Below are 15,575 nucleotides of genomic sequence, written 5' to 3' on the forward strand. Positions count from 1 at the left end.
GCCTGCGTCCTTGCGGCTACAATGCGCGGCATTCGCGTGGTGGGTCCTACAAGAAGAGCTGACGATCAAACGTCATCGACCGCCGCCGCTTCGCCACGCCCGGAAGGAGAAACCCATGGGACAGCGCACGCTTTTGTATGACCTGCACCTGGCGCTTGGCGCCAAAACGGTCGATTTCGGTGGCTGGGACATGCCCCTGCACTATGGCTCGCAGGTCGAGGAGCACCACCAGGTGCGCAGCGATTGCGGGGTTTTCGATGTGTCCCACATGACCGTGGTCGATGTCGATGGCAGCGACGCAACTGCCTGGCTGCAGCGTTTGTTGGCCAACGACGTGGCCCGCCTCGGAGAAACCGGCAAGGCGCTATACAGCCCGCTGCTCCATGAGGAGGGCGGGGTGATCGACGACTTGATCGTCTATCGCACGGAAAACGGCTACCGCCTGGTCACCAACGCCGCCACCCGGGCCAGAGTGCTCGATTGGCTGCAACAGCAGCGGGCCGGTTTTGCCGTGGACTTCCAGGTCCGCCCCGATCTTGCCATTCTCGCCATCCAGGGCCCGCGTGCCCGCGAAAAGGTGGCAGCCCTGCTCAGCCCCACGCGCGCAGCACTGATTCGCGAACTGCGCCCGTTCGAAGGCGTTGCCGAGGGCGACTGGTTTATTGCCCGCACCGGGTATACCGGTGAAGACGGCCTGGAGATCATCTTCCCGGGCGATCAGGCGGTGGCATTCTTCAACGACCTGGTCGGCGCCGGCATCGCCCCCAGTGGCCTCGGCGCCCGCGACACCCTGCGCCTGGAAGCCGGCATGAACCTGTACGGCCAGGATATCGACGAAGCCCACACCCCGCTGACGTCCAACCTCGGCTGGAGCATCGCCTGGGAGCCAGCCGAGCGCGACTTCATCGGCCGCGCCGGCCTGCTGGCGGAAATCGAACAGGGTGTGCAGGAAAAACTGGTCGGCCTGGTACTGGAAGAGCGCGGCGTGCTGCGTGCCCACCAGGTGGTGCGTGTGGCAGGGATTGGCGAAGGGGAGATCACCAGTGGTAGTTTCTCACCTACGCTGAGCAAGTCCATTGCCCTTGCGCGCGTACCCATGGCCACCGGCGACCGGGCCGAGGTGGAAATCCGCGGCAAATGGTACCCGGTGCGGGTGGTCAAACCGACCTTCGTGCGCCACGGCAAGATTCTGATCTGAACAATTTATAACCGGCGGGCGTACCGCTGAGCCAATCGAGGAATTCAAGACATGAGCAATATCCCCGCCGAACTGCGTTTTGCCGAAAGCCATGAGTGGGCTCGCCTGGAAGCCGACGGCAGTGTGACCGTGGGTATCAGCGATCACGCCCAGGAAGCCTTGGGTGATGTGGTGTTCGTCGAGCTGGCTGAAGTCGGCAAAGTGTTTGGCGCTGGCGACGCTGCAGGTGTGGTGGAGTCGGTCAAGGCCGCTTCGGACATCTACGCCCCTATCGGTGGCGAAGTGATCGCAGTCAACGAAGAGCTGGCCGACAGCCCGGAGCAGCTCAACGAAGAACCTTACGGCGCGTGGATCTTCAAACTGAAGCCAAGCAACCCGGCCGAGCTGGACAAGCTGCTGGATGCTGCTGGCTACAAGGCCGCTATCGGCGAGTAAGACCGCGTCGCCTGCTTCGCGGGCGCGCCCGCTCCCACAGGGATAGCGCCCGCCGCTGGCCTTTGATCAACCTGTGGGAGCGGGCATGCCCGCGAAGAGGCCGGTACTGACCAAGCAAGTTTCCCCGCAGAATCTGCAATCCCTTCCTAGACTTGTAAGTCTCCATGAGACCTGGTCTAGGAAGAGAGCGTCGTCATGTCCCAGTCGCCATCCCTGCATCAACTGCAAGAGCTCAACCCTTTCCTGCGTCGCCACCTGGGCCCCGATGCCGCAGAGCAGCAGGCCATGCTCAACGTGTTGGGTGTTGCCAGCCGCAACGAGCTGATCGAGCAGACCGTACCGCCAGACATCCGCCTCAATCGCCCCCTCGACCTGCCAGCGGCGCTGGACGAACAGGCCGCCCTGGCCAAGCTCGCCGGATACGCCGAGCAGAACCAGGTCTGGACCAGCCTCATCGGCATGGGCTACCACGGCACCATCACCCCCACGGTCATCCTGCGTAACGTGCTGGAAAACCCCGGCTGGTACACCGCCTATACGCCGTATCAACCCGAAATCGCCCAAGGCCGGCTGGAGGCGTTGCTGAACTTCCAGCAAATGGTCATCGACCTCACCGGGCTGGCGCTGGCCAATGCCTCGCTGCTCGATGAAGCCACCGCCGCCGCCGAGGCCATGGCCTTGGCCAAGCGGATGGCGCGCAACAAGAGCAACGCCTTCTTTGCCGACCAACACTGCCACCCGCAGACACTGTCGGTGCTGAAGACCCGCGCCGAGGGCTTTGGCTTCGAACTGATCGTCGACGCTGTGGATAACCTTGGCAAACACGCGGTTTTCGGCGCGTTGCTGCAGTACCCCGACACCCACGGCGAGGTGCGCGACCTGCGCCCGCTGATCGACCATCTGCACAGCCAGCAGGCGCTGGCCTGCGTGGCTGCCGACCTGCTCAGCCTGGTGGTGCTGGCGCCCCCCGGCGAGCTGGGCGCCGATGTGGTGCTGGGCTCGACCCAGCGCTTCGGCGTGCCGATGGGCTACGGTGGCCCCCACGCGGCCTACTTCGCCTGCCGCGACGACTACAAGCGTGCCATGCCGGGGCGCATCATTGGCGTGTCCCGCGATGCCCGTGGCAACACGGCGCTGCGCATGGCCCTGCAAACCCGCGAGCAGCATATCCGCCGCGAGAAGGCCAACTCCAACATCTGCACGGCCCAGGTGTTGTTGGCCAACATTGCCGGCTTCTACGCGGTGTATCACGGCCCTGAAGGCCTGCAGCGCATCGCCCAGCGCGTGCACCGGCTGACCTTCATCCTGGCGGCTGGGCTGGAAGCCAAAGGCATCCAGCGGCTCAACCAGCATTTCTTCGACACCCTCACCCTGGATGTAGGCGGTGCCCAGGCGGCCATTATCGAAAGCGCTGAAGCCGCGCACATCAACTTGCGCATTCTTGGCCGGGGGCACCTGGGCGTGAGCCTGGACGAAACCTGTAACGAGCACACGGTGTTGCGCCTGCTCGACATCTTTCTCGGTGTGGACCACGGCCTGCAGATCGCTGCCCTCGATCAGTTGGCCCTGCCCGAAGGCATTCCTGCTGGCCTGGTGCGGCGCACGCGGTTTCTCGCTCACCCGGTGTTCAACCTGCACCACAGCGAAACCGAGATGCTGCGCTACCTCAAGCAGTTGGAGAACAAGGACCTGGCCCTGAACCAGTCGATGATCCCGCTGGGCTCGTGCACCATGAAGCTCAACGCCACCAGTGAGATGATCCCCATCACCTGGCCCGGCTTTGCCCGGATGCACCCCTTTGCCCCGGCGGCCCAGGCCACAGGTTACAAGGCGATGATCGATGAACTCGAACGCTGGCTGTGCGCGATTACTGGCTTCGACGCCATCTGCATGCAGCCCAACTCCGGTGCCCAGGGCGAGTACGCAGGCCTGATGGCCATTACTCGCTACCATCGCAGCCGCCACCAGCCACAGCGCACGCTGTGCCTGATTCCGTCGTCGGCGCACGGCACCAACCCGGCGTCGGCGCAAATGGCGGGCATGGAGGTGGTGATCGTGGATTGCGACGAGCACGGCAACGTCGACCTGGCCGACCTCAAGGCCAAGGCCCACGCGGCCGGGGAGCGCCTGTCATGCCTGATGGTCACGTACCCGTCCACCCACGGGGTGTACGAAGAGGGTATTCGCGAAATTTGCGAAGTGGTCCATCAGCACGGCGGCCAGGTGTACATGGATGGCGCCAACCTCAATGCCCAGGTGGGGCTGACGCGTCCGGCCGACATTGGTGCCGATGTCTCGCACATGAACCTGCACAAGACTTTCTGCATTCCCCACGGCGGGGGTGGCCCCGGCATGGGGCCGATCGGTATCCGCGCGCACCTCACGCCGTTTGTAGCCAGCCACCCGGTGGTACCGGTGCCCGGCCTGGACCCGAACAACAGCGCGGTCAGCGCTGCGCCCTGGGGTAGCGCAAGCATCTTGCCGATCAGCTGGATGTACATTGCCATGATGGGGCCGCAGTTGGCCGATGCCAGCGAGGTGGCGATCCTTTCGGCCAACTACCTGGCCAGCCAGCTGGGCGGCGCCTTCCCGGTGCTCTACCGCGGGCGCAACCAGCGGGTGGCGCATGAATGCATCCTCGACCTGCGGCCGTTGAAGGCACTGACTGGCATCAGCGAGGAGGACGTAGCCAAGCGCCTGATGGACTATGGCTTCCACGCCCCGACCATGTCGTTCCCGGTGCCGGGTACGCTGATGGTAGAGCCAACCGAAAGTGAGTCGAAAGCCGAGCTGGATCGGTTCGTCGAGGCGATGCTGGCGATTCGTGCAGAGATTGGCGAGGTGCAGGAAGGCAACTGGCCAGCGGAGAACAACCCGCTCAAGCACGCGCCGCATACCCTGGCTGATGTACTGGGGGTGTGGGACAGACCGTATAGCCTGGAGCAGGGGGTGGCGCCCAGTGCTCACGTGCGCCAGCACAAGTACTGGCCGGCGGTGAACCGGGTGGACAACGTGTATGGGGACAGGAATCTGTTCTGTGCGTGTGTTCCGGTGGAGGCATATCGCTGAGAACAGGGGCCGCAAAGCGGCCCCAAGGAATTACTCGGCTACCGCATTCTTGGCCAGGATGGCATTGGCCAGCTTCATGTCGGAAGCCTGCATCCCTGGGTGCTCTGCCCGCGCCTGGCGCATGGCCGCTTCCAGGAACGGCCCGCGGATCGCGCCTTCGCTGGCGACGAAGCTGCTAGCGTCATCCTGCGCGGCCACAACCAGTTTGTGATCTCGCGAGGTCAGGTAGCTCGATGCCGTGGTTGCACCGGAAGTCATCACGTTACGCCAGAAGGTATCGGCCATGGCCGAGCCAATGGGCAGCGAAAGCAAGGCAGCGGCAGCGATGGCGGTTTTGAGACGCATGTTGAAACACCTCGAAGGGTGAGGGTTGAAGATGCGCGATTGGATCTTTCCGGGCAAGGCAAGTTCCTTGAATACAAAGGACTTTTCGTCAGCTGCAGACGCGCAGCACTTCCTCCGCTCGGGTCTGCCCGCAAGCCACTTTGGCCTCGCCGCAACGGCGCAGGTCAACCAGGCCATCGTCAAGCGCCTGGCGCCGCAAATGGGTCAGGTCGGCGTTCGGGCCAATCAATGCACGCAGGCTTTCGCTGGGCTGCAGCAGCTCGAACAGGCCCGTACGCCCATGAAAACCGGTGCCACGGCAGGTCGGGCAACTGGCTGATGGATTCGCCACACAGTCTGGGCACACAGTACGCACCAGTCGCTGGGCCATGACCCCGACCAGCGTGGCCTTGATCAGGTAGTCGGCCACACCCAGCTCTTGCAGGCGGGTGATTGCAGCGCAGGCGTCGTTGGTATGCAGGGTCGACAGTACCAGGTGCCCGGTCAGGGCCGCCTGCACCGCCACCAGCGCCGTTTCGCGGTCGCGGATCTCGCCGATCATGATGATGTCCGGGTCCTGGCGCAGCATGGCCCGCACGGCGCTGGCAAAACCCAGGTCTAGCGCGGGCTGTACCTGCAGCTGGTTGAAGGCCGGCTCCAGGCGCTCGATAGGGTCTTCGATGGTGCACAGGTTGACCTGCGGCGTGGCCAGCAGCTTGAGGCTGGCGTACAGCGTGCTGGTCTTGCCGGAACCGGTGGGGCCGGTGACCAGGATGATTCCTTGGCGCTGGCGCAGCAGGCCTTGCCACTGGGCCAGTTGTGGCCCCTCTAGACCGAGGCGCTCGAAGCCCTCGTGCAGTTGGTGCGGGTCGAACAGGCGCAGTACCAGCTTTTCGCCGAACGGGGTCGGCAGGGTCGACAGCCTTAGCTCCACTTCGCCGCCACCTGGTAGCCGGCTTTGCAGGCGGCCGTCCTGCGGGCGGCGCTTTTCTGCAACGTCCAGGCGGCCCAGGTGTTTCAGGCGGCTGACCAGCGCCAGGGTGACCCCGGCGGGGAAGGCATACACGGTGTGCAGCAGGCCATCGATGCGGTAGCGCAACTGGCCCTGTGCGCGTCGGGGTTCCAGGTGGATATCGCTGGCGCGCTGATCAATGGCGTACTGCAGCAGCCAGTCGACGATATGCACGATGTGCGCGTCGTCGGCGCTGGCCTCGGCCTGGCGCTTGCCTAGCTCCAGCCACTGTTCGAGTTCGCCCAGGCTGGTCGATTGCTGGTGCTGCGCGCCCTTTACCGACTGGGCCAGGCGGTGAAACGACTGCCCTGACTGGCGGATCTGCAACGGGTTGGCCAGCACGCGGCGGATCGGCCGACCCAGGCTGCGGGCCAGGTCAGCCTGCCAGTCGTCCTGGTAGGGCTGGGCGCTGGCCACGGTGATGCCGGAGGGGTCGTCGGCGACGATGAGGATACCGTGGCGCTGGGCGAAAGCAGGGGATACCAGGCCGGCGACCTGGGGCAGGTCGAGTTGCATGGGGTCGATACGCAGGTAGGGCTGGCCGACCTTGTTGGCCAGCCATTGGCAAAGGTGGTCCAGCTCCAGCAGTCGGCCAGGTTGCCGGCGGTCTTCCAGGCAGCAGGCGGCGATTTGTTCCAGCGGGTGGCCAGTGGGGTGGGTGGCGGCGTGTTCGAGCACTTGCAGGATGTCGGTGGCGTGCAGGTACTGGTCGGCGAGCAGGGCCTGTAGCATGTGCTTCAGGTCGAGTTCCAGGTTGTCGGGGGTGTGCATGGTTGGCGTCCGTGCCTGATGGGGAGTGCTGATCAAGGCTAGCCGGGCAGCGGAAGAGCATCGGAGGTGAAGGGTTTCAGGAATTTGCTATTTCTGTACCGGCCCCATCGCCGGCAAGCCAGCTCCCACAGGTACTGCGCAATGTTCGAACCTGTGGTGATCCTGTGGGAGCTGGCTTGCCGGCGATGGGGCCGCAAATATTCATACAACCGCCAGCTCCACCCGGTGCATGTTGGTCAGGCTCACCTCACCCACACACACCAAATTACGCAGTTTCTGCGCAATCACTTCGGCCCGGTGCCAGCTCAGGCCGCCGATGCCGACTTCGATATCCAGCCAGTCTTCCTGCTGGCTGACGTGCACGCTTTGCGGGGTCAGGAACTGCAGGGCAAACAGGTTTAGCACGCGGCACAGGCTGTCGGGCTCGGCGTCGGCCTGCAGGCGGTAGTGCACGGTGCTGTGGGCGTTGCTGGCGGCCCAGGCGTCGGTACGGGGTTGTGCGTTCATGCTGGTCTCCGCAAATGTGGGAGAAATTCTTGCACGTCAGTGGCGGCATTTTTTCGCTATGATCTGATCATTTCGCTGTATTGATGAATTGATCAATTCAAATAACGCCGCTCAGGAGATTGAACAATGCATAGCGAGCTGGACGCCTACGACCGCCGCATTCTCGAACTGCTGCAAGAGGATGCTTCGCTGTCCAGCGCGCAGGTCGCCGAACGCGTAGGGCTGTCGCAATCGCCGTGCTGGCGGCGCATACAACGCTTGAAGGAAGAGGGGGTGATTCGCGGGCAGGTGACATTGCTGGACCGCAAGAAGGTCGGCCTGAACACGCAGATTTTCGCCGAAGTAAAGCTCAATGCTCACGGGCGCTCCAACTTTACCGAATTCACCGAGGCGATCCGCGGGTTTCCGGAGGTACTGGAGTGTTATGTGCTGATGGGGGCGGTGGACTTTCTGCTGCGCATCGTCACGTCGGACATCGAGGCCTACGAGCGGTTCTTCTTCGAAAAGCTGTCGAACGTGCCGGGCATTCAGGAAGTGAACTCCATTGTGGCGCTGTCCGAGATCAAGTCCACTACCAGCCTGCCACTTTCGCGGTAGGACACACATTACAAGGCAGATGCGGTAACTGTAGGAGCAGCCTTGTGCTGCGAAGGGGCCGGTCTGACATAAAAAAATCTGTGGCAAAACGGGCCTCTTCGCAGCACAAGGCTGCTCCTACAGGGATTGCGTCCACCTGTAAGCCTTGTGCTGCGAAAAAGGCGATGTGGTATCAAGCCTTGAGCAGGTGCTTCCAGCCGCGGCTCTGGTCTACCGCCCGGGCCTGTTCGATACGCGCTTCCAGCACTTCATCGCTGATCGGCAGTTCGGCCAGCTCGTGCAGCTTCTTCAGGTCGCCATACAGGCGGTCCATCTGCGGCGCTTCCAGCACCTGACGGGCGTGGTGCAGCCAGCCCAGCAGTTGCTCGATACGTGGCAGCTGCTCGGCCAGGTCCTCTGGGCGCTGGGTGTACAGCGGCAGCTTCAACGCACGGCCTTCTTCGCCCAGCAGGTGTGCCAGCCAGCTGGCCAGCTGCGCCTTGCCCTGGCGTTCGCCACGGCCCTTGCGCTCCACGGTCCAGGTACGGGCCAGCAGCCAGCGCGAGGTTTCCAGCGAGAACTGGCCCCAGCGCACGTCTTCCAGCTCTTCGGCAAACTGCTCGGGCGCGGCGCGGCGGATGTCCTCGTCGTCGTTGCCGGCCTGCACCAGCGGGCGCCAGTCTTCCAGCAGGGCATCGAGGCTGCTGCGCAGGTCACGGGTGCTGGCACGCGGCGCGGCTTGGCCCAGGCTGGCGGTGAGTGCGCGCAATTCGCTCAGGCACTCGACCCAGTCCTGCAGCAGGCGCCAGTGGCCGTTGTGGCGGTACTGCTCGGCCAGGCGCTGGCTGCTGCCCAGCAGTTGCCAGGCCAATGCGGCGTAGGCGTCGTCCAGGGCCATTTCGGCTTCCAGCTCGGTGTGCGGCAGGCCCAGCTCGTAGCTGTCCGGCTCCAGCAGGCGGTAGCCACGCTCGGCCTTGCTGATGTCGCAGGGCATCAGCGGCAGGCTGGCGGCCAGCTCGGCGGCCAGCTCCAACAGCGCTTGCGGGTCACCTTCGCGCAGTTCCAGTTCCAGCTCGCAGATCTCTTCCTTACGCTTGCCGGCAATCACGAAGCCCTGGTCCAGCGCGGCCTCGATCACTACTTTGCTCTTGCCACGGCCCCAGGCGATTTCGGCGTATTCACGGCTGAAGTCGGTGGTGAACAGCGGCTTGATGGTTTTCTTGTCCAGGCCTGCCAGTTGCTCGGGCCAGCAGGTGGCGTCCAGCTTCTTCAGGTCGAGCTTGACCTTGTCCAGGTTCCATTCGTACTCGTTGCGCTCGGACAGGCCGGCCACGCTGGTGCCGCGGCACTTGAGGGTCTGGATGACGGCATCGCCATCGCGGCGCAGGCGCAGGGCGACACGGGCAGCGGCCAGCTCACGCTCGGGGGTGTCGAAGTACTGGTTGAGCAGTTCACGGGTCTGCCAGCCGGACTTGTTGCGCTTTTTCAGCAGAGGGTGCTCGCGCAGGGCGGCAAGGGTCTCGCGGCTGGCGCGGAGCTTCAGTTCGGTTTCTTTGTGCATCACAGACTCGAAAGAGGGGCGTGGTTGGCGGAGAGTCTACAGCAGTCAGCCGCCAACGGTTTATTCCAGACGGCGGATAGTCCTATGATGGGCAACGCTTCCGAGGAGTATGTGCATGCCGTTGCCGACGCTGAAAGACCAGTTTGCCGCCTTGATCGCCGCGCCTTCGGTCAGTTGCACCCAGCCCGCGCTGGACCAGTCCAACCGCCAGGTCATCGACCTGCTGGCGGGGTGGCTGGGCGACCTGGGGTTTACATGCGACATCCAGCAGGTCACTGCAGGCAAGTTCAACCTGCTGGCCAGCCGTGGCAGCGGCCCGGGTGGCCTGGTGCTGGCCGGGCACAGCGACACCGTCCCCTATGACGAACAGCTGTGGGCCAGCGACCCGTTGAAGCTGACCGAGGTCGATGGGCGCTGGGTCGGCTTGGGCAGCTGCGACATGAAGGGCTTTTTCGCCTTGGTCATCGAAGCCGTCATCCCGCTGTTGGAGCACGACTTCAAGCAGCCACTGCTGATCCTCGCCACCTGCGACGAAGAAAGCTCCATGTCCGGTGCCCGCGCCCTGGCCGAGGCCGGCCAGCCGCTGGGCCGTGCTGCGGTCATCGGCGAGCCTACCGGGCTGCGGCCAATCCGCATGCACAAGGGCATTCTCATGGACCGCATCGACATCCTCGGGCGCAGCGGCCATTCGTCGGACCCAAGCCTGGGCCGCAGCGCCCTGGAGGCCATGCACACGGTGATGGCCGAGCTGATGGGCTTGCGCCAGCAATGGCAGCACACCTATCGCAACCCACAGTTCACCGTGCCGACCCCGACCATGAACTTTGGCTGCATCCACGGCGGCGACAACCCCAACCGCATCTGCGGCCAGTGTGCGCTTGAATTCGACCTGCGGCCGTTGCCGGGCATGGATGTGGAGCAACTGCGCGCAGCCATTCGGGAGAAGCTGGTGCCCGTGGCCGAGCGCCATGAAGTGCGCATCGACTACGCGCCACTGTTCCCGGAGGTGCCGCCGTTCGAGCAGGCTGCCGATACCGAGCTGGTGCAAGTGGCGGAACGCCTGACCGGCCATCGCGCCGAAGCGGTGGCGTTTGGCACCGAAGCGCCTTATCTTCAGCAGCTGGGCTGCCAGACCATCGTGCTGGGCCCTGGCGACATCGCCTGTGCCCACCAGCCCGGCGAATACCTTGAAATGTCACGAATCGAGCCTACCGTGCGTCTATTGCGTGACCTGATCCGGCACTATTGCCTGCACTAAACGTCAATCGAGTTGATTCGTTCCTGCCTAGAGGAGACCGCGCGTGACCGCAAGCCTGTTCCGACGATGATCTTGAACGCCCCTTGTATCGCCGTTCTCCGTCCACTTATCCACAGGCCCTGTCATGCCCGACTACGTCAACTGGCTGCGTCATGCCTCCCCGTACATCAATGCCCATCGCGACTGCACCTTCGTGGTCATGCTCCCCGGCGATGGGGTGGAACACCCTAATTTCGGCAACATCGTCCACGACCTGGTGTTGCTGCACAGCCTTGGCGTGCGCCTGGTGCTGGTGCATGGCTCGCGCCCGCAGATCGAAAGCCGATTGGCCGAGCGCGGGCTGACCCCGCACTACCACCATGGCCTGCGTATCACCGATGCCGCCACCCTGGACTGCGTGATCGATGCCGTTGGCGCCCTGCGCCTGGCCATCGAGGCGCGCCTGTCGATGGACATCGCCGCTTCGCCGATGCAGGGCTCGCGCCTGCGGGTGGCGTCCGGCAACCTGGTCACCGCGCGGCCGATCGGCGTGCTTGAAGGGGTGGACTACCACCACACCGGTGAAGTGCGCCGGGTCGACCGCAAGGGCATCAGCCGCCTGCTCGACGAGCGCTCCATCGTGCTGCTATCGCCGCTGGGCTACTCGCCCACCGGGGAAATCTTCAACCTGGCCTGCGAAGACGTGGCCACCCGTGCCGCCATTGAGCTGGGGGCCGACAAGTTGCTGCTGTTCGGCGCCGAGCCGGGCCTGCTGGACGCAGACGGCAAGCTGGTGCGGGAACTGCGGCCGCAGCAGGTTGCCCCGCACCTGCAGCGCCTGGGCAGCGACTACCAGGGTGAACTGCTGGACGCCGCCGCCGAGGCCTGCAAGGGCGGCGTGGCACGCAGCCACATTGTCAGTTATGCCGAGGACGGCGCGCTGCTGACCGAGCTGTTCACCCGTGGTGGTGGCGGTACGCTGGTGTCGCAGGAGCAGTTCGAAGTGGTGCGTGAGGCGACCATCGAGGATGTAGGCGGCTTGCTGGAGCTGATCAGCCCGCTGGAAGAACAGGGCATCCTGGTGCGCCGCTCGCGTGAAGTGCTGGAGCGGGAGATCGAGCAGTTCAGCGTGGTGGAGCGCGAGGGCATGATCATCGCCTGTGCGGCGCTGTACCCGATTGCCGAATCCGAAGCAGGGGAGTTGGCGTGCCTGGCGGTGAACCCGGAATACCGCCACGGCGGGCGCGGGGATGAATTGCTGGAGCGCATCGAGAGCCGGGCGCGACAGATGGGTTTGAATACCCTGTTTGTGCTGACGACGCGTACTGCGCACTGGTTCCGTGAGCGCGGTTTTGCACCCAGCGGCGTGGAGCGCCTGCCATCGGCGCGGGCATCGCTGTACAACTACCAGCGCAACTCCAAGATTTTCGAGAAGCCCCTGTAAGCCTGTGCCGGCCTCTTCGCGGGCTCGCCCGCGAAGCAGGCGACACCGGTCTCAAGCAAAAACGCCGCCCTTGTGGGCGGCGTTTTGTTTACACGGTGTGCAGGTACCAGTTGTACTCGAGGTCGGAGATCGAGTGCTCGAACTCCTCCAGCTCGCTTTCCTTGCACGCGACAAAGATGTCGATGTACTTCGGATCGATGTACTTGTTGAGGATCTCGCTGTCGTCCAGCTCGCGCAGGGCATCGCGCAGGTTGTTCGGCAGGCTCTGCTCCAGCTGTTCGTACGAGTTGCCTTCGATCGGCTTGCCCGGCTCGATCTTGTTGGTCAGGCCATGGTGCACGCCAGCCAGCACGGCCGCCATCATCAGGTACGGGTTGGCATCGGCGCCGGCTACCCGGTGCTCGAGGCGCACGGCATCGGCAGAGCCTGTTGGCACACGCAGCGCTACGGTGCGGTTGTCCAGGCCCCAGCTTGGCGCGTTCGGTACATAGAACTGCGCGCCAAAGCGGCGGTACGAGTTGACGTTCGGGCAAAGGAACGCCATGGACGCGGGCAGGGTCTCGAGCACACCGCCGACAGCGTGACGTAGCGCGGCGTTCTGCTCGGGATCCTCGCTGGTGAAGATGTTGTGGCCATCTTTGTCCAGCACGGAAATGTGTACATGCAGGCCGTTGCCTGCCTGGCCCGGGTAGGGCTTGGCCATGAAGGTGGTATCCATTTCATGGTCGTAGGCGATGTTCTTGATCAACCGCTTGAGCAGTACTGCGTAGTCACAGGCCTTGAGCGGGTCGGGCACGTGGTGCAGGTTGACTTCGAACTGCGCCGGGGCGCTTTCCTTGACGATGGCGTCGGCCGGGATGCCTTGTTCTTTCGCGCCTTCAAGGATGTCCTGCAGGCAGTCGGCATATTCGTCGAGGTCGTCGATCAGGTACACCTGGGTCGACTGCGGGCGTTTACCTGAAATTGGCGAGCGCGGCGGCTGTGGGCGGCCGTTCACGTTCTCCTGGTCGATCAGGTAGAACTCCAGCTCGAATGCAGCGCAGATGGTAAGGCCCAGTTCGTCGAACTTGCTCACTACCTGACGCAGCACTTCACGAGGGTCGGCGAAGAACGGCTCGCCTTCGATCTCGTGCATGGTCATCAGCAGTTGGGCAGTGGGGCGCTTTTGCCACGGCTCATTACAGAGCGTGTCGGGGATCGGGTAGCAGATGCGGTCAGCATCGCCGATGTCCAGGCCAAGCCCGGTGCTTTCGACGGTGGAACCGTTGATGTCCAGGGCGAAGAGGGAGGCCGGCAGGTTGATGCCTTTCTCGTAAACCTTGTGGAGGCTGGTGCGCTCAATGCGCTTGCCACGCACCACACCATTCATATCTGCAATCAGAAGGTCAACGTAGAGAACCTCAGGATGTTCCTTAAGGAACGCGTTCGCTTCGTTAAGCTGAACGGCACGCGGGGGTACCGACATGATGCAACACCTTTGTTGTTAAAAATATCAATCAAGGGGGGCTTGCAGGACCAGTCAATCGAAAAGCCATACTGATGTCAAGCCAACCCCATGATGCCCTGAAATGGCACATCTACGGCAGATTTGCTGCAAATCGGGGCGTGCCATTATCCGCTATTTCTCGTGTGAAGGGCTATCTCAAGCGTACCGTCTTTTATTTTTTACGCGGGTGTTGTGTAAAAAAATGAACAAGGCTAAGCTCGGTCACAACCCAGAACACAATAATACGAGGGTCACATGGTCCGCTTGCCGCGACCTGAAAGCACTGCCTGCGCAGTGCCAACGGGTACTTCTGTCGTTTTTGCAAGCTTCGTCGATGGCGTGGTCGCCCTGGCCGCAATAATTGACGTTTGGCGTTTTCGGGCCCGCCCTCGTAGCGGCTTGCCGCCCTTCGCTTCGTCTTCCTGCCCTTCGAACTCATTACGGACACACTTGTTTTCAGTGTATCCACTGCGGCGCTGCGCGGGGGTTTTTGCTTTAGCAATCTACTCCATCCAGAATCAATGCGCGGCCCACCTTACCTCCTGAGGTATTTATGAGTAACAACCTCGACCAGCTCACCGATTGGTTGAAAGAGCACAAGATCACCGAAGTCGAATGCATGATCAGTGACCTGACCGGCATCACGCGCGGCAAGATTTCGCCCACCAACAAATTCATCGCCGAAAAAGGCATGCGCCTGCCCGAGAGCGTGCTGCTGCAGACCGTGACCGGCGACTACGTCGACGACGACATCTATTACGAACTGCTCGACCCGGCCGACATCGACATGATCTGCCGCCCCGACGAGAATGCCGTGTTCCTTGTACCGTGGGCCATCGAGCCGACTGCGCAGGTGATCCACGACACCTACGACAAGAAGGGCAACCCGGTCGAACTGTCGCCACGCAACGTCTTGAAGAAAGTCCTCAAGCTCTACGCCGACAAGGGCTGGCAGCCGATTGTCGCGCCTGAGATGGAGTTCTACCTGACCAAGCGCAGCGAAGACCCGGACTTCCCGTTACAGCCTCCGGTAGGCCGTTCGGGCCGCCCGGAAACCGGCCGCCAGTCGTTCTCGATCGAAGCCGCCAACGAATTCGACCCGCTGTTCGAAGACGTCTACGACTGGTGCGAACTGCAGCAGCTGGACCTGGACACGCTGATCCACGAAGACGGCACGGCGCAGATGGAAATCAACTTCCGTCACGGCGACGCCCTGCACCTGGCCGACCAGATCCTGGTGTTCAAGCGCACCATGCGCGAGGCGGCGCTCAAGCACAACGTGGCTGCAACCTTCATGGCCAAGCCGATGACCGGCGAGCCGGGCAGTGCCATGCACCTGCACCAGAGCGTGGTCGACGTGGCCACCGGCAAGAACATCTTCAGCAATGAAGACGGCAGCATGAGCGAGCTGTTCCTCCACCACATCGGTGGCCTGCAGAAGTTCATCCCCGAGGCGCTGCCGCTGTTCGCCCCCAACGTCAACTCGTTCCGCCGCTTCCTGCCCGACACTTCGGCGCCGGTGAACGTGGAGTGGGGCGAAGAAAACCGCACTGTCGGCCTGCGCGTACCGGATGCCGGCCCGCAAAGCCGCCGGGTCGAGAACCGCCTGCCGGGCGCCGACGCCAACCCATACCTGGCCATTGCTGCCAGCCTGCTGTGTGGCTACATCGGCATGGTCGAAGGCATTCAGGCCAGCGCGCCGGTACAGGGCCGTGGCTACGAACGCCGCAACCTGCGCTTGCCGCTGACCATCGAAGACGCCCTGGAGCGCATGGAAAACAGCCGTGCGCTGGTGCAGTACCTGGGCAAGAAGTTCATCACCGGCTACGTCGCAACCAAGCGCGCCGAACACGAAAACTTCAAGCGTGTCATCAGTTCCTGGGAGCGAGAGTTCCTGCTGTTCGCTGTCTGATAAACCCTGGGGCCGCTGGAGCGCGGCTGTCGAACAACGGAGA

Annotated in this window: 12 protein-coding genes; 7 read left to right on the forward strand and 5 right to left on the reverse strand. The window is 63.3% G+C overall.

The genetic code is table 11. From position 1 onward, the window contains the following. Positions 1-115: 115 nt before the first annotated feature. The 3 genes from gcvT (at position 116) to gcvP (ending at position 4,702) form a co-directional block, all read left to right on the forward strand. Complete coding sequence (gcvT, locus tag SB756_RS13730; protein ID WP_410910980.1) at positions 116-1,198, forward strand: glycine cleavage system aminomethyltransferase GcvT; 1,083 nt, start codon at positions 116-118, stop codon at positions 1,196-1,198. A 51-nt stretch (positions 1,199-1,249) separates the two neighbouring features. Then, positions 1,250-1,633 carry a glycine cleavage system protein GcvH gene (gene gcvH / locus SB756_RS13735; protein ID WP_341797069.1) on the forward strand — a complete coding sequence of 128 codons (384 nt, stop codon included), beginning with the start codon at positions 1,250-1,252 and terminating at the stop codon, positions 1,631-1,633. Positions 1,634-1,828: 195 nt separating this feature from the next. Then, positions 1,829-4,702 (forward strand): aminomethyl-transferring glycine dehydrogenase, encoded by a 2,874-nt coding sequence (gcvP, locus tag SB756_RS13740; RefSeq protein ID WP_341797068.1) that lies wholly within the window; start codon positions 1,829-1,831, stop codon positions 4,700-4,702. A 30-nt stretch (positions 4,703-4,732) separates the two neighbouring features. Here gcvP and SB756_RS13745 read toward each other — a convergent pair whose 3' ends face one another. The 3 genes from SB756_RS13745 to SB756_RS13755 form a co-directional block, all read right to left on the reverse strand. Further along, complete coding sequence (locus SB756_RS13745) at positions 4,733-5,047, reverse strand: DUF2388 domain-containing protein (RefSeq protein ID WP_410910981.1); 315 nt, start codon at positions 5,045-5,047, stop codon at positions 4,733-4,735. Positions 5,048-5,135: 88 nt separating this feature from the next. Beyond that, positions 5,136-6,809, reverse strand: coding sequence for a GspE/PulE family protein (locus tag SB756_RS13750; protein WP_410910982.1), 1,674 nt, complete (start codon positions 6,807-6,809; stop codon positions 5,136-5,138). A 201-nt stretch (positions 6,810-7,010) separates the two neighbouring features. Then, positions 7,011-7,316: a hypothetical protein gene (locus SB756_RS13755; protein WP_410910983.1), complete on the reverse strand. Its 306-nt coding sequence runs from the start codon at positions 7,314-7,316 to the stop codon at positions 7,011-7,013. Between the two features lie 126 nt (positions 7,317-7,442). Between SB756_RS13755 and SB756_RS13760 the strand changes: the two genes are divergently transcribed. Then, positions 7,443-7,913 carry an Lrp/AsnC family transcriptional regulator gene (locus tag SB756_RS13760; RefSeq protein WP_016502150.1) on the forward strand — a complete coding sequence of 157 codons (471 nt, stop codon included), beginning with the start codon at positions 7,443-7,445 and terminating at the stop codon, positions 7,911-7,913. 172 nt (positions 7,914-8,085) lie between these two features. Here the strand turns inward: SB756_RS13760 and SB756_RS13765 are convergent, their stop codons facing one another. Beyond that, complete coding sequence (locus tag SB756_RS13765) at positions 8,086-9,453, reverse strand: CYTH domain-containing protein (protein WP_410910984.1); 1,368 nt, start codon at positions 9,451-9,453, stop codon at positions 8,086-8,088. A 115-nt stretch (positions 9,454-9,568) separates the two neighbouring features. On the opposite strand from SB756_RS13765, the gene argE reads away from it, so the two are divergent. Continuing rightward, positions 9,569-10,711, forward strand: coding sequence for an acetylornithine deacetylase (gene argE, locus SB756_RS13770; RefSeq protein ID WP_341797064.1), 1,143 nt, complete (start codon positions 9,569-9,571; stop codon positions 10,709-10,711). Between the two features lie 124 nt (positions 10,712-10,835). Beyond that, positions 10,836-12,134, forward strand: a complete 1,299-nt coding sequence (argA, locus tag SB756_RS13775; protein ID WP_016489729.1) for an amino-acid N-acetyltransferase — start codon at positions 10,836-10,838, stop codon at positions 12,132-12,134. Positions 12,135-12,222: 88 nt separating this feature from the next. Here argA and SB756_RS13780 read toward each other — a convergent pair whose 3' ends face one another. Continuing rightward, the gene (locus tag SB756_RS13780; protein ID WP_016502146.1) at positions 12,223-13,599 is read right to left on the reverse strand and encodes a glutamine synthetase family protein; all 1,377 of its coding nucleotides are present in this window, start codon (positions 13,597-13,599) and stop codon (positions 12,223-12,225) included. Between the two features lie 574 nt (positions 13,600-14,173). Between SB756_RS13780 and SB756_RS13785 the strand changes: the two genes are divergently transcribed. Continuing rightward, a complete protein-coding gene (locus tag SB756_RS13785) occupies positions 14,174-15,532 on the forward strand; it encodes a glutamine synthetase family protein (RefSeq protein WP_016502145.1) in 1,359 nt (452 codons plus the stop codon). Positions 15,533-15,575: the final 43 nt, after the last annotated feature.

The organism is Pseudomonas sp. SIMBA_068, assembly GCF_046534705.1.
Lineage (GTDB): Bacteria > Pseudomonadota > Gammaproteobacteria > Pseudomonadales > Pseudomonadaceae > Aquipseudomonas > Aquipseudomonas putida.

What these genes read in the sequence shown, in the direction of transcription:
- gcvT (WP_410910980.1), top strand. Translation starts at nt 116, where the DNA reads ATGGGACAGCGCACGCTTTTGTATGACCTGCACCTGGCGCTTGGCGCC.
- gcvH (WP_341797069.1), top strand. Translation starts at nt 1,250, where the DNA reads ATGAGCAATATCCCCGCCGAACTGCGTTTTGCCGAAAGCCATGAGTGG.
- gcvP (WP_341797068.1), top strand. Translation starts at nt 1,829, where the DNA reads ATGTCCCAGTCGCCATCCCTGCATCAACTGCAAGAGCTCAACCCTTTC.
- SB756_RS13745 (WP_410910981.1), bottom strand. Translation starts at nt 5,047, where the DNA reads ATGCGTCTCAAAACCGCCATCGCTGCCGCTGCCTTGCTTTCGCTGCCC.
- SB756_RS13750 (WP_410910982.1), bottom strand. Translation starts at nt 6,809, where the DNA reads ATGCACACCCCCGACAACCTGGAACTCGACCTGAAGCACATGCTACAG.
- SB756_RS13755 (WP_410910983.1), bottom strand. Translation starts at nt 7,316, where the DNA reads ATGAACGCACAACCCCGTACCGACGCCTGGGCCGCCAGCAACGCCCAC.
- SB756_RS13760 (WP_016502150.1), top strand. Translation starts at nt 7,443, where the DNA reads ATGCATAGCGAGCTGGACGCCTACGACCGCCGCATTCTCGAACTGCTG.
- SB756_RS13765 (WP_410910984.1), bottom strand. Translation starts at nt 9,453, where the DNA reads ATGCACAAAGAAACCGAACTGAAGCTCCGCGCCAGCCGCGAGACCCTT.
- argE (WP_341797064.1), top strand. Translation starts at nt 9,569, where the DNA reads ATGCCGTTGCCGACGCTGAAAGACCAGTTTGCCGCCTTGATCGCCGCG.
- argA (WP_016489729.1), top strand. Translation starts at nt 10,836, where the DNA reads ATGCCCGACTACGTCAACTGGCTGCGTCATGCCTCCCCGTACATCAAT.
- SB756_RS13780 (WP_016502146.1), bottom strand. Translation starts at nt 13,599, where the DNA reads ATGTCGGTACCCCCGCGTGCCGTTCAGCTTAACGAAGCGAACGCGTTC.
- SB756_RS13785 (WP_016502145.1), top strand. Translation starts at nt 14,174, where the DNA reads ATGAGTAACAACCTCGACCAGCTCACCGATTGGTTGAAAGAGCACAAG.